Here is a 13,770-nt window from a genome sequence, read left to right on the forward strand (position 1 = left end):
AGCTTTTTTAAGCAATTTAAAAGCTAAAGAATAAAAAATACTCAATAAGAAACTTCAGTCTTCAACTTGAAGCCTATAACTTTATATTTAGCTTTAACGAAGCGTGCTTGAACTGCCAAAGAATATCTAATAAGCGAAAGACAGTTTTTCATAAATTTCGGATGTTATCTAACTTTGAAAATATCTCTGCTAATGCTTCTTTCTGAATTGAAAGAGAAATATCTAAATAGCAAAATCTTCCATCAATTTCAAAATTGCCTGCAATTTTTATAAAATCCTTTTTTGTTGTAACAATCAAATCTGAATTTTTCGCATCTTTTATAATCTTTCTGATTGTCAGCTTTGTATATTTTTTATGATCTATGAATTTTCTATGACCGATTATATTGATGTTTAATAAATTTAGACTTTTTAAAAAGCTTTCAAAGTTCCCAACTCCTGCAAAGGCAAATATTGCCTGTCCTTTAGGCTCTATTTTCTTATTATTAATGTCAAATAAACCTTTTATTTCTAATGGAGCACTATATATTGAATTTACTCCAAGATTAATTAACTGTGTAGTAAGTTCAAAATTTTTTTCCTTTGTTATAAAAATTATATCAGCCTCTCTGATTTCCTCTAAGGGCGATCTTAATGGTCCAATGGGGAAGAGTTTTTTATTGCCAAAACCTTTAATTCCATCAATTAGAAGTATATTTATATCCCTGTAAAGTTTTCTATGTTGGAATCCATCATCAAGGATAAATATAGGATTATCATTGTCTTTTATTGAAAGTGTTTCTATAGCAAAAAGACCACCTCTGTATCGGTCAATACTTTTAATCACAGTAAGACCCTCAAAAAACATCATAAGAGGCTCATCCCCAACATCGTCTGCTTTATATTCTGTAGTCACAACAAGAGGACCTTTGAGTTTTCCTCCGTATCCTCGTGAAAGAATAACAGGAGTGAATCCTCTTTTCTGAGACTCCTTTGCCAAAGCAATTGTAAAAGGAGTTTTTCCTGTTCCTCCTAAAGTGAGATTACCAACACTTATTACAGGAAAGGGAAGCCTTTTTTGATTAAAGAGAGCTTTTTTCTTTTGTCTTTGATAAAAAAAGAGATATAAACTTTCAAGAATATTCATCTCCAAAAAACACCATTTAACAACTTTACAACAGGATAGCCATCATAAAACTCAATTATATTTAAGCATGCAAAATCTTGCTCAATACAGAAAATTTTTTCCAAAGGAATATTCATAATATTACAAAGGATAACCCTGTTTATACCACCATGGGCAGTTATTATTACCTGAAAACCTTTGTATAGTTTCAATATTTCATTTATTACTTTTTTTGCTCTTTTACTCACATCCATAGTACTTTCGCCATCTGGTGGTGAGAAAAGAGCAGGATTTTGTCTCCATCTCTCAAATTCATCAGGATAAAGAGAGATTATTTCATCTATGCTCATTCCTTCCCATCTTCCAAAGCTTCTCTCTTTAAGTATCTCCATTGGAATATATTCCGTTGAAAGAATTTTTCCGATTATTTCAGCAGTTTTTATTGCTCTATTTAAAGGGGATGAAAGAATAATTCTTCGGTCTATTTCATATCGGCTTAAAAATTTTTTTAAATTTTCAGCCACTTTACTTACTTGCTCTATGCCATTTTCACTTAATGGAACATCTATATGTCCCTTGTAAACTTTTTTGGGTCCTTCTGTTTCGCCATGTCTTAAAAGGTATAAAACACATTCTGGCTTCATCAATACTCAATCCCCCTTCTTGCAGTAATGCCTAAGTCAAAATAGTGTTTTATTTTTTTCATCTCTGTGACTAAATCAGCCATGTCAATAAGCCATTCTGGTGATCCTCTACCTGTAATGACAATTTCTGTTTTCTCCTTCTTCAATTTAAGTAACCTTTCTACTTCCTCTCTACAAAGTAATCCTAATCTCAATGCAACTATAAGTTCATCAAATACGATAATATCATAGTCATAGGAAGTAATAATCTCTTCTAATTCTTTAAGACAGTGTTTTATCTTTTTTATTTGCTCATCTGTAGGCTTACCATTTATAAATCCTGTACTACATCGATATATATGTATAGAATCCTGAAAGGCTGAAAAAGTTAACAATTCACCGGTAAAACTCTCTTTGATAAACTGAACAAAGAAAACTTTTAGTCCATTTCCTACTGCTCGGATTGCAAGCCCCACAGCAGCTGTTGTTTTTCCTTTTCCATCGCCTGTATAAATATGGATTAATCCTCTCATAAATTTAAAATCCTCATAAGTCCTTTTTTTATTAAACTTACTGCTATGGCTCCAAGTAGAAGTGCCATTACCTTAGCAAAGGCTTTTATGCCATGAATTCCAAAAATTTTTATTAAAACCTGAGCTTTTTCAATCATAACCCAAGCAATTATAAGATTAAGAAAAAGTGAAAAAATAACTATTGGATATCCGTAAGTACCTGCAAGAATTATTAAAGTTGTCAGAGTTGCAGGTCCTGCCAAAAGAGGAGTTCCAATTGGCACAACACCAAGAGTCTCGCTCATGGAAAATTCTCTTTCCCTTACTCGAAGAATTTCAGAAATTGAAAGAATCAATAAAAGAATTCCTCCAGCAATCATGAAATCCTCTAATCCTATACCAAGCAATGAAAATAAAATATTTCCAAGGAATAAAAAAGATATGGCAACAAGGAAGGCTGTTATGACCGATTGTCGGGCAATCTTTTTCTTCTCTCTTTCTGGAATTCCCTCAACGAGGGAAATATAAATAGGTAAGATACCTGGTGCATCAATGGCAACAAAAAGAGGTATAAAGGTAAGTAAAAAAGTTTTTATAAGCTCCATTTATTAAAGATACCATAAAATCGTTCATTAATGCTTTTAGTCTATGCGAATTATTCAGTAATGATAATTTTTCCCATGAATAATCGTGAAGGCTCTATAGATTTGTTCAAGAAGGATTAGTCTTGTAAGTTCATGGGTAAAAGTAAGTGGTGAAAGGGAAAGTATTAAGGAAGCTTTTTTCAAAACTTCTTCACTTACTCCATAAACTCCTCCTATGACAAACTGATGAGTTGATTTTGCTTTTATCAGATTAGAAAATTCTAAAGAATCTATTAATTTTCCTTCTCGGTGTAAAAGTATAAAATCTCCTTTAACAGAGTTAAGTATGTTTTTTGACTCATCTTCAATTACTCTTTGTCTGTCGCCGTATCCTTCCTTAACTTCAGTAAACTCGATTTTTGAATATGGTTGAACAAGCTTGATATAATGAACTATGCCTTCTTTAATAAATTTTGCCTTTGTTTTACCGGGGCAAAAAATTTTTATCCTATACAAATAAAGCTACCCTATCATATTTAATAATTCTTCATAAGAAATAGTTTTTACACCTAAAGCTTGTGCCTTTGCAAGTTTACTTCCCGGCTCTTTTCCTACAATAAGATAATTTGTATTTTTTGAAACAGAAGATGATACCTTTCCACCTGCTTTTTCAATCATTTCCTGAACTTCATGCCTTGGCTTTGAAAGACTGCCTGTTATAACAAAGGTAAGCCCTTTAAGAGGTAAAATCCTTTCCCTTTCTTGATAATCTGGGTTTTCGACTTTTAGTCCTAATCTTTTCAGTTCTTCAATTGCTTTTAAATTTTCTTGATTATTGAAAAATTGTTCAATTGCTCGGGCTGTTTTTTCTCCAATTTGAGGTATCTCAATAAGGCTGTCAATTTTTATATTATACAGGTCTTCAAAATTCTTAAAATGTTGAGCAATAAGTTTTGCTACATATTCACCTACCTGACTTATTCCTAAAGCATACAGAAATCTTGCAAAAGTTGTATTTTTGCTCTTGTTTATTGCTTCAATAAGTTTTTTTGATGAAAGTTCTGCAAAACCTGGTAAGCCTATTATGTCTTCTTCTTTTAGTTTATAAATATCAACAAAACTTTTTATAAGCCCCCTTTTATGGAAAAGTTCTACAGTCTTCTCCCCTAATCCTTCTATGTTCATTGCCCTTCGAGAGGCAAAATGCTTTATGCGTTCTTCAACTTGTGCAGGACAGTTAAAATTAATGCATTTTACTGCAACCTCACCTATCTCTCTTATCGTCTTAGAACCACATACTGGACAGTGTTTAGGTGGTTCTAATGCTATCTCATTTCCTGTTCTTCGGTCTACGACAACTCCAATTATATGAGGAATTACTTCACCAGCTCTTTCAACTATGACATAATCACCAATTCTTATATCTTTTCTTTTTACTTCATCCCAATTATGCAAGCTTGACCTTGATACAGTAACTCCACCAATAGAAACTGGTTCAAGAATAGCAACGGGAGTAATTACTCCTGTTCTACCTACGCTTGGTAAAATCTCCAAAAGTTTTGTAATTCCCTGATGGGCTGGATATTTATAGGCAATTGCCCACCGAGGTTCACGAGTTTTTGCTCCAAGGCGTCCCTGAAATTCAAAATGATTAACTTTAACAACCGCACCATCTGTTTCAAAGGGATAGGTTTCTCTTAATTTTTCAATTTCTTTAATACACTCTATCACCTTATCAATACCCTTTACTACCTTAACATATACAGGGATTGGGAATCTTGCCTGCTCAAGCCATTTAATAAACTCAAACTGTGTTTTAAACTCTATTCCTTTTACATATCCTATTCCATAACATGCCATATGCAGTCTTCTACTTGCTGTAATAGCAGGGTCTAATTGTCTGACTGAACCAGATGCTGCATTTCTTGGATTAGCAAATACAGGTTCTCCTCGTTGCTGTCTTTCCTTATTTATTCTTTCAAACTCGTCAATATTCATGTAGACTTCACCGCGAATATCAATTTCTTCTGGAATGTGTTCAACTCCCTCAATTTTCAATGGAATTGCTTTTATTGTTTTAATATTTTGGGTAATATCCTCACCTACATAACCATCGCCTCTTGTAGAAGCTTTATAGAGAAATCCTTCTTTGTAACTAAGTTCTACAGCTAAGCCATCATACTTTGGCTCAACGGTATATTCTAATTCATCGTTGCTTCCAAGAAGTCTTTTTATGCGGGCATCAAATTCTCTTAATTCTTCAATTGTAAAGGCATTATCCAGTGAAAGCATTGGTTCACGATGTTGTACTTTTTCAAATTTTTCTGAAGGCGGAGCGCCGATTCTTTGGGTAGGACTATCTGGTAAAACATAGCCCCACTTTTTCTCAAGTTCTTTTAATTTTCTAAGCAACATGTCATATTCCTCATCGGAAATAACAGGGCTGTCAAGAACATAATAGCGATAGTTATGATAATTTATTTCTTTTACAAGTTTCTCAATCTCCTTTTTTATTTCTTCGGGAATTTCTTTCATTGCACACTCCCTGTGATTCATTTATTCTTATGAAAATTATACCATAGCCTTTATTTTCTATAACATCAACGTATCTCAATTCAAAAAAAGGAGATCTTTGTCTTTGCCTCATTTTGATGAGGGTCAGGGTGACATAAAATATAAATAACTTTATTACTGAACTATCATGGTAGATTTGATAACTGCCTTTAACAAAGAAACTGACCATGAAATCTGTTCAATGAGTTCTTCTTCAGTGGGTATTCTCTTTTCTTTAAAACATTTATTGGCAATCTTGATTGCTGAATTGGCAATCTTGGAGATCTCATACTTTAAATCTTGTTTATTAGAAATTGTTATTTCCTTTATTGCTTTATTTATTTTTTCTTCTGTTTTAGGATTATTAAGATAAACACTAAATGCTTCGTCAAATCTTGTGTGATATTCTTTATTAAAATTGCCCTCCTCAATATATATTTTCCCATCACTTGATAGAGATTCTCCGTAAGGAAAATTATGTAATGGTTGTGAGAGGTCTCCGATATAATGAGCAATTGTTACAAGATAGTATTCATAGGTTAATCGATCATCATTTTTTGTTTTATCAAGGGATTTCATTTTTTCATAAAGATCAACAATTTTCCAGTAAAGTACTCCTGCCTGATGGGGTAGCAAAATTTTAACTGCCCTTCCATCAATATTTACTATTACCTCTTTCACATCATATTTATCAATATATTCTGGTGTTACAACTGCATTTGGTGCAGCATTATGATAATGCATAGGAGCTAAAAGCTCATAATTTTCATCACGGATAACATCGGGCATACAGGCTGCCTCAGGAATTCTTATTCCAGCCTTTTTAGCAATGTATGAATGGGTAAGGCAATCCCATGCATAGGAATTGGAATAAAAAAGGAGGATGAGAATTAATATGGTTATGTATCGTAATTTCCTCATCCTCCACCCCCTTGTTATAATTTATACTGAAGTTGCCATCTTATGAAGGTGGCATTTCTTGCCTTATCGGAGTAGAAGTTTCCAGGCTCAAAGTATTCAATCTGAAGCATTCCATCAAGATTTTTTGTAAATTTGTAATTTGTTATAAATGCCCACAGGTCACCACGATTTTTACCATTGTTTGAGAACATGTCTTTATATGTTCTAGAAGTTATATTTGTTTTCTCATCAGCCCACAAATGCTGATATGAAAGCTTTATTTCCATATCTTTTATCGGTTTTAACTTTAAGTTTGCTACCAATGCTTCAAGGTTTGTCCAGTAACCGGGAATTGGTCCTCCCTTACCTACTGTTTCAGGTATTAATGTGTAAATCAAAAGTTCATTCCATTGAGGAGCCCTTGAAAACAGAGGATTAAATCCTTCATCCTTTGAAGTATCTGCTTTGTCTCCGGAAAGATAAACATATCCGACTTCTAATGTTGGAGTTACAGGACATTTGTTAAAAGTATAACCAGCAAAGGCATATCCACCAAGACCACTTCTTTTATTACCGTTTTCATACTTACCATATTGTTTTGCGATTTCACCTCTTAAAGAAAAATCGCTTAATTTAAATACAGCTCTCATTCCAAAGGTATTTATGTAATTTTCTTTGATTACATCATATTCCTTTTCTTTTTTGTAAATATAATAGGGTTCAATATTTAATGCTTCAATTATCTTATGCCTTCCATAAATCCAAAAACCTCTTTCATTTGAACCTGTAAGTCTTTTCTTATGATCAATATAAAGCCCTCCTGATGCACTATCAAAATAGGCAGGATGAAGGCTTGGCAGATATATATCTGTTTTTGGATTTGATACATAAACCAAATCTACTGAATGTCCCTGAGTAATGTCTATTTTTGCTTTTATTGCATTAAAATAAAATGTTCTCGAACCATCTCCAGGATTTCCATCAAGAATAAGAAAACCTTCACCATACATATCCTTTCCTAAAAAATCCTGTCTTCCGATTCTAAAACTTACAGGAAGGTCAAAGGGTTTTTTGATGTCAATATAGAGATTATCAATAACAACTTCGTCCTGGTCAAAGTGTTTGAAATTTGTTCTGTTGTCAAGAGGTAAAAGATATGGGCTATCGTAATACTTTGGCTCTGTTGTGATTCTAACATAGGCTCCGAAGTTTTCATTAAACTTTACATTATCCCATAGTTGAATTCTCAGTCTGAAGAAGTTTCTATCAGGTTGAACTGATGGCATTGTTCCAAGGTCAACAACATTGTCCCATATTTCCTGTCTTAATCTTAATGATGCACCAAATTCATTTTCAATGGCATAGCAAATTGCAGTAAAATTGATTAAAAACAAAAAGGACAGTAAAATTAGTGATAACTTTTTCATTTTATAACCCTCCCTTTATATAAATGTGCTTATTATAACATTTAATTAAATTTTTTCATAGGGAGGGCAAATCTATTAATTCTGTTATAAAATTTTACAATTTTTTAAAAATATCTCCTCCATGACAGTCAATGGCAACAATGACAGGAAAATCTTTAAAAAGAAGCTTTTTTATTGATTCTGTGCCTAATTCAGAAAAAGCAATCTCTTCAGAGGAAATAATGTGTCTACTAAGGAGAGCACCTGCTCCTCCTGTTGCTAAAAAATATACTGCTTTGTATTGTTTTATAGCTCTTTTTACCTCCTCTGAACGCTGTCCTTTACCAATCATTCCTTTAAGCCCCAAAGAAAGAAGAAGAGGAGTGTAACTGTCCATTCTTGAAGAAGTGGTAGGACCTGCAGAACCTATGACTTTTCCTGGTGGAGCAGGAGTTGGTCCAACATAATAAATAATTTGTCCTTTAAGTGAAAACGGAAGAGGTGCATCATTTTTTATTAATTCAACAATTTTTTTATGGGCTGCATCCCTTGCAGTGTAAACATATCCATTTATTAAAACCATATCTCCTACCTTAAGGCTTTCTATAACCTCCTCTGTAAGAGGGGTCTCTATCTTAAGCCTTAATCCTTCTGTCTTAAGCAAGCTCATATCTCTGCCTCCTTATGTCTTGCTGAATGACACTGAATATTTACAGCAACTGGAAGCGAGGCTATGTGGCATGGTGCATACTCAATATGGACAGCCAGTGCAGTGATGCTTCCCCCTACTCCCATTGCACCTATTCCAAGTGCATTTATCTCATTGAGTAATTCCATTTCTAAATTTGCATAGAGGGAATTTTTATTTGGTTCACCAACTTTTCTTAATAAAGCTTTTTTAGCAAGAATTGCAGATTTTTCGAAATTTCCTCCAATTCCAACACCAACAATGACAGGAGGACAGGGATTCCCTCCTGCATTTTTTACTGTTTCAATTACAAAATCTTTTACACCTTGAAGTCCCTGAGAGGGTTTTAACATTCTTAAGGCTGACATATTTTCGCTTCCAGCACCCTTTGGAGCAAGAATAATTTTTACTTTATCTGACTTTAAAACTTCAAAATGGATAATACAAGGGGTGTTATCTCTTGTATTTTTCCTTTCAAATAAAGGGTCATCAACTACTGAAGCCCTTAAATAACCTTCTTTTACTGCTCTTCTTATTCCTTCATTAAATGCCTCTATAGGTTCTCCATCTTCGAATATTACATCTGTTCCCCATTCAACAAACAAAACTGCGACTCCTGTGTCCTGACAAAGGGGAATTTTGTCTTCTTGAGCAATTTTTTCATTATCAATTATCTGTTTTAGGATTTCTTGGGTAAGTCCCTTTTCTTTTTTATAGGCATTTTTTAATGCATCTGAAACATCTTGAGGTAAATGAACAACTGCTTCCATGTAAAGTTTTTTTACTGTTTCAATTATTTGTTCTTTTTTTATCTTTTTCATATTTCAATAAGATACTTTATACCCTCCCCTCTTGATAGTTTTTCAAAGGCTTTAGAGATTTCAGAAAGTGAAAACTTTTCTGATATAAGCTCTTTAAGTTTTAGTTTACCTGATTTTATTAAATCCGCTGCTTCTTTAACATCCTCTGGTGTATAATGAAAAGCACCTTTAAGAGTTATTTCATCATAGTGAAGTCTACCAGCATCATAGCATACTTCTGTTCCTGCCTTAAGTCCTCCAAAAAGTAAACTCACTCCTCCCTTTCTTAAGTAGTCAATGGATTTAAGCCATATTTCTTTTTGACCTGTACATTCAACAACGCTGTCAAAACCAAAGCCATCAGTAAATTTTATAGGATTCTCATGGGAATTATAAACCTCATCAGCACCTAAGGCTTTAGCTAATTCCAATTTATGCCTGTTTCTGCCTAATACAGCAACATCAACATCCATAGCTTTAAGAACCTGGAGAAAAAGTAAACCAACAGGACCAGTTCCGATTATTAGTATTTTCTCACCTCTTTTAGGAGAAAGTGCTTTTACTCCATGAACAACACAGGAAAGAGGTTCAAGAAAAGCTGCTTCTTCAAAGCCTATTTCTTCAGGTTTATGAAACATATTCAGTTTAACAACTCTTTCTTTTACAACAATAAATTCTGAAAAAGCTCCAAGCATCATATCCTTCTTTAAAATTTCACATAGGTTAAAAAATCTTCTTTTGCAGTAATTACATTCTCCACAGGGTGCAGTGTGAACAAGCATAACCTCATCACCTTTTTTAAATCCATTAACTGCCTGTCCAACTTCCTCAACTATTCCAGAAAATTCATGACCAAAAGGACCAGGCATTGGAATTAGTGGATGACCTCTTAAGTAGGCTTTTAAGTCTGTACCACAGGTTAAAGCCGCCTTAATTTTAACTAAAACTTCCTCCTCCTTTGGAGAAGGGATTTCTTTTTCAACAATTTCTATTTTACCAGGCTTAATTAAATATGCTGTTTTCATCATTCTCTTTTACTTAATTTCCATTATTCTAAAGTTTTAATATGCTTATTTTTGTTATCCCTGTTCCTTCAAACTTTTTTCATAAAGTTCTTTTTTACTCAATCCATAAAGCTCAGCTACTATTTTGACTGCTTCTTTTCTTCCCTTTCCTTTTTTCATAAGCTCTTTTATTTCCCTTAATGCCTCTTCAAAGCTTTGAGTTGACTCAGGTGCACCTTCAACTACTATAACATATTCACCAGCTATTTTAGAGTTTTCAAGTCTTTCAATTATCTCTGAAAGATTGTCTCTCAAAACTTCTTCAAACATTTTAGTAAGCTCTCTTGCTATACATACTTTTCTGTCTCCAAAGACTTCAAGCATATCATCAAGGCTCTGAAGTATCCTGTGGGGTGCTTCGTAAAATACAAGAGTTCTTTTTTCAGAGCTTAACTCAAGAAGTTTTTTTCTTCTTTGCGACTGTTTAACAGGAAGAAAGCCTATGAAGGTGAATTCTTCTGTAGAAAGTCCTGAAATACTTAATGCAGTGATTAAAGCTGTAGGACCTGGTACTGGAATTATTTCAATGCCTTCTTCTATTGCTCTTTTTATTACAACTGCTCCAGGGTCTGAAATTCCCGGAGTTCCCGCATCAGTAATTAAAGCTACTGAATGTCCAGAGTTAACTTTTTCAATTATCTCTTCTGCCCGAACTTTTTCCTTTTCTGACCAGTAACTTATCAAAGGTTTTTTTATTCCGTAATGATTAAGTAACTTTAAAGAATGCTCTGTATCTTCACAGGCAATATAATCAACTTTTTTAAGGGTGTCAACTGCTCTGAATGTTATATCATCAAGGTTTCCAATAGGAGTTGAAACTATATAAAGCCTTCCTTTTGCCATTTACTCTTCCTTCAATAATTGCCTTAATCTTTTGTCAGCTTTAATTATATCATCAACACTTTCACCAGTGATATCCCAGCTGTACTCTCCCTTTTTATCCCTGTGAAGCTTTATTTTTAATGGTTTTTTAGGTTTAGCATACTGAAGAACCTTATCTTTTGTAACCTGCACCTGAGTTTGTGAGTATCCTTGTTCAATAGATATTGAAAGAATAAAACAAATACTGATTAAAATTATAAATATTTTTTTCATCTTATCCCCTCCTCAAAATTTATTTGTAACTGGGAAGCGCCAGTCTTTGCCAAGGGATACTGGAGATATTTTTATTCCTATAGGCGCCTGTCTTCTTTTAAACTCTGCTTTTTTGATCATCTGTAATACTTTTTTCACAACCTCTCTGTCAAATCCGTACTCAACAATTTCATCTTCGCCCATACATTTTTCTATATGAAAATATAAAATCTTATCAAGAACTTCATAGGCTGGCAGAGTATCCTGATCAGTCTGTCCAGGTTTTAATTCTGCTGAAGGCGCTTTTGTAAATACCCTTTCGGGGATTCTTCCATGAGATACCCCTTTTGCAACCCTGTAAACAATTGTTTTATATACATCTTTTATTACTGCGTATCCACCAGCCATGTCTCCATAAAGGGTTGAATAGCCTACTGCCAGTTCTGATTTGTTTCCTGTAGTAATCACAAGCCAGCCAAATTTATTTGAAAGTGCCATAAGAATATTTCCTCTTATTCGGGACTGAATATTTTCCTCTGTTGTATCCTCTGGAAGCCCTTTAAATACATTTTTAAAGTTGTCAAGATATTTCTGAAATATTTCATCTATTGATATTTCAATAAGTTCGATCCCGAGATTTTTTACGAGTTCGTATACATCTTCTCTACTTTCCTGGGATGTATATCTTGATGGCATAAAAACACCAACTACTCTCTCTTTACCAAGAGCTTCCGTGGCTATTAATGCAACAAAGGAGGAGTCAATCCCTCCACTTAAGCCAAGACAAACTCTTTTAAAACCGTTTTTGTTAACATAATCTCTCAATCCTGTAACAAGGGCTTTAAAGATTTCTTCTTCCTCTGCTTCTTCATCATCAACCAGAAACCTCTTTAGGTCATTTTGAGATACCCTCTTTATGTCATTCTGAGCCCTCTTTATGTCATTCTGAGCCAAAGACGAAGAATCTACAAACCTTTGCATTCTTTTTAAAGGAATTTTGATTATTTCTACATCTTCAAATTCACTTTCCCATCGTATCTTTGGTTCTCTCATTCGAGTTCTTACAACATCTTCTAAATCTATTTCCGCCAAAATTAAATCTTCTTCAAAATCCTTACCTAATGCAATAACATCACCAGAAGGTGAAATAATTAAACTTCTTCCATCAAAAACAGTCTCATCCTGTCCACCAACCATGTTTAGATAGCAAATATAAACTCCCATGTCGTAAGCTCTTGTTGAAAGCATTCTAAATTTTTTCTTGTATTTCCCTGAATAAAAGGGTGATGCACTTATGTTTATTATCAATTCTGCACCACTTGATGCCTGAATAAGACTTGGAAGTGATGGATGAAATATATCTTCACAAATATTTACAGCGAAGAATACTCCATCGTATTCATAAACTGGAGTTCTGTTGCCTGGCTTGAAATATCTCATCTCGTCAAAAACACTGTAATTTGGTAGATAAATTTTATGATAAATATTAATAAGACTTTGATTTGCAACTACAGCAGCAGAATTATAAAGATCTTCCCTTTTTACTGGTAAACCAACAATTACAATAAAATCTTTAACATTTTTAACTATTTCTTTTAAAGCATTCTCTGCTTTTTTTATAAAAGCTGGATAAAATAATAAATCTTCAGGATTATATCCAGTTATTGCAAGTTCTGGAAATACAATAATCTCAGCTTCTTTTGATGCCTTTTCTATGTAAAAGAGAATCTTTTTAAGATTTCCATCAATATCTCCAACAGTAGGATTTATCTGACATAGGGCAATTTTAATCTTTCTCATAGGTTATAGGTTGGACAACACTTAATTGCATCAAAGGCATAAAGTATTCTTTTTTCCTTAGGAAGTTTTTCTTCAGGATAAGGAATAAAATTAAGTGATTTGAGTTTTTGTAGAAGTTCCTCTCTTTTTGGAATATCCATAGAATCTTTTACTTCTCCTGTAATAATATCGATCATTCTTCCCTCTAGACCATCAGTGACCATTGCAAAAGGAATCTGATAGGGTTCAACAACTCTGCAAAAGGCAAACATGAATCTCTCCCATGATTCAATACTCGCAGGTGTACACTTGATTGCGTATAGAACTTTTCCTTCAAGGCATAAAAGAATATCAACAGTGGCAAAAAATTTTTCCTTTTCAGAAACAATGACTTCATAGCCCTTGTTTATCTCTATATCACTAAATTTATATCCTAAATCAATCAATTTTTCTATTATTAATCTTTGAATGTAACCAATGCTTTGGGCAAAGAGTTCTTCCTGTTGTTTAATTATGTTGCCAATAAGTTCCTTTCTTTCCTCAGGAGACGCAGGTGTTTTATTAAGTGGTATTTCCATTAATTTCTCCTCCTTTCTGTTTTATATCTTTCATGAAAAAACTTTAAAAGAATGTCTTCTTTAGTATAACAAAAATTAAAACCCTGAAACTTAATCATAATTTG

At 33.5% G+C, this 13,770-nt stretch carries 15 protein-coding genes; all 15 read right to left on the bottom strand.

The genetic code is table 11. From position 1 onward, the window contains the following. Nucleotides 1-148: 148 nt before the first annotated feature. A complete protein-coding gene (gene lpxK, locus QI155_RS09285) occupies nucleotides 149-1,126 on the bottom strand; it encodes a tetraacyldisaccharide 4'-kinase (RefSeq protein WP_068860130.1) in 978 nt (325 codons plus the stop codon). After that, the gene (locus QI155_RS09290; protein WP_068860132.1) at nucleotides 1,123-1,749 is read right to left on the bottom strand and encodes a histidine phosphatase family protein; all 627 of its coding nucleotides are present in this window, start codon (nucleotides 1,747-1,749) and stop codon (nucleotides 1,123-1,125) included. The genes lpxK and QI155_RS09290 overlap by 4 nt, the downstream gene beginning before the upstream one ends. Then, a complete protein-coding gene (cobO, locus tag QI155_RS09295; RefSeq protein WP_068860134.1) occupies nucleotides 1,749-2,261 on the bottom strand; it encodes a cob(I)yrinic acid a,c-diamide adenosyltransferase in 513 nt (170 codons plus the stop codon). Before cobO ends, QI155_RS09290 begins: the two co-directional genes overlap by 1 nt. Then, nucleotides 2,258-2,845, bottom strand: coding sequence for a MarC family protein (locus QI155_RS09300; RefSeq protein WP_068860136.1), 588 nt, complete (start codon nucleotides 2,843-2,845; stop codon nucleotides 2,258-2,260). Before QI155_RS09300 ends, cobO begins: the two co-directional genes overlap by 4 nt. Before the next feature lie 54 nt (nucleotides 2,846-2,899). Continuing rightward, nucleotides 2,900-3,340, bottom strand: coding sequence for a 23S rRNA (pseudouridine(1915)-N(3))-methyltransferase RlmH (locus tag QI155_RS09305; protein WP_068860139.1), 441 nt, complete (start codon nucleotides 3,338-3,340; stop codon nucleotides 2,900-2,902). A gap of 6 nt (nucleotides 3,341-3,346) precedes the next feature. Beyond that, nucleotides 3,347-5,359: an NAD-dependent DNA ligase LigA gene (gene ligA / locus QI155_RS09310; RefSeq protein WP_068860141.1), complete on the bottom strand. Its 2,013-nt coding sequence runs from the start codon at nucleotides 5,357-5,359 to the stop codon at nucleotides 3,347-3,349. A gap of 153 nt (nucleotides 5,360-5,512) precedes the next feature. Beyond that, complete coding sequence (locus QI155_RS09315) at nucleotides 5,513-6,298, bottom strand: S1/P1 nuclease (protein WP_068860143.1); 786 nt, start codon at nucleotides 6,296-6,298, stop codon at nucleotides 5,513-5,515. Between the two features lie 14 nt (nucleotides 6,299-6,312). Further along, complete coding sequence (locus tag QI155_RS09320; protein WP_068860145.1) at nucleotides 6,313-7,704, bottom strand: alginate export family protein; 1,392 nt, start codon at nucleotides 7,702-7,704, stop codon at nucleotides 6,313-6,315. 94 nt (nucleotides 7,705-7,798) lie between these two features. Further along, nucleotides 7,799-8,353 (bottom strand): Fe-S-containing hydro-lyase, encoded by a 555-nt coding sequence (locus tag QI155_RS09325; protein WP_068860147.1) that lies wholly within the window; start codon nucleotides 8,351-8,353, stop codon nucleotides 7,799-7,801. Then, nucleotides 8,350-9,192, bottom strand: coding sequence for a fumarate hydratase (locus QI155_RS09330; RefSeq protein WP_068860149.1), 843 nt, complete (start codon nucleotides 9,190-9,192; stop codon nucleotides 8,350-8,352). Before QI155_RS09330 ends, QI155_RS09325 begins: the two co-directional genes overlap by 4 nt. After that, nucleotides 9,189-10,196 carry a zinc-binding dehydrogenase gene (locus QI155_RS09335; protein ID WP_068860200.1) on the bottom strand — a complete coding sequence of 336 codons (1,008 nt, stop codon included), beginning with the start codon at nucleotides 10,194-10,196 and terminating at the stop codon, nucleotides 9,189-9,191. The genes QI155_RS09330 and QI155_RS09335 overlap by 4 nt, the downstream gene beginning before the upstream one ends. A 54-nt stretch (nucleotides 10,197-10,250) precedes the next feature. Beyond that, the gene (rsmI, locus tag QI155_RS09340) at nucleotides 10,251-11,078 is read right to left on the bottom strand and encodes a 16S rRNA (cytidine(1402)-2'-O)-methyltransferase (RefSeq protein ID WP_068860151.1); all 828 of its coding nucleotides are present in this window, start codon (nucleotides 11,076-11,078) and stop codon (nucleotides 10,251-10,253) included. After that, nucleotides 11,079-11,330 (bottom strand): hypothetical protein, encoded by a 252-nt coding sequence (locus QI155_RS09345; protein WP_068860152.1) that lies wholly within the window; start codon nucleotides 11,328-11,330, stop codon nucleotides 11,079-11,081. It abuts the gene before it with no gap. A gap of 12 nt (nucleotides 11,331-11,342) precedes the next feature. Then, the gene (locus tag QI155_RS09350) at nucleotides 11,343-13,109 is read right to left on the bottom strand and encodes an NAD+ synthase (RefSeq protein ID WP_281321486.1); all 1,767 of its coding nucleotides are present in this window, start codon (nucleotides 13,107-13,109) and stop codon (nucleotides 11,343-11,345) included. Further along, on the bottom strand, nucleotides 13,106-13,666 hold the full coding sequence (locus QI155_RS09355; protein WP_068860156.1) for a type I restriction enzyme HsdR N-terminal domain-containing protein: 561 nt from the start codon (nucleotides 13,664-13,666) through the stop codon (nucleotides 13,106-13,108). The genes QI155_RS09350 and QI155_RS09355 overlap by 4 nt, the downstream gene beginning before the upstream one ends. Nucleotides 13,667-13,770 lie beyond the last annotated feature (104 nt).

This window comes from Thermodesulfovibrio sp. 1176, from assembly GCF_029946585.1.
Classification (GTDB): domain Bacteria; phylum Nitrospirota; class Thermodesulfovibrionia; order Thermodesulfovibrionales; family Thermodesulfovibrionaceae; genus Thermodesulfovibrio.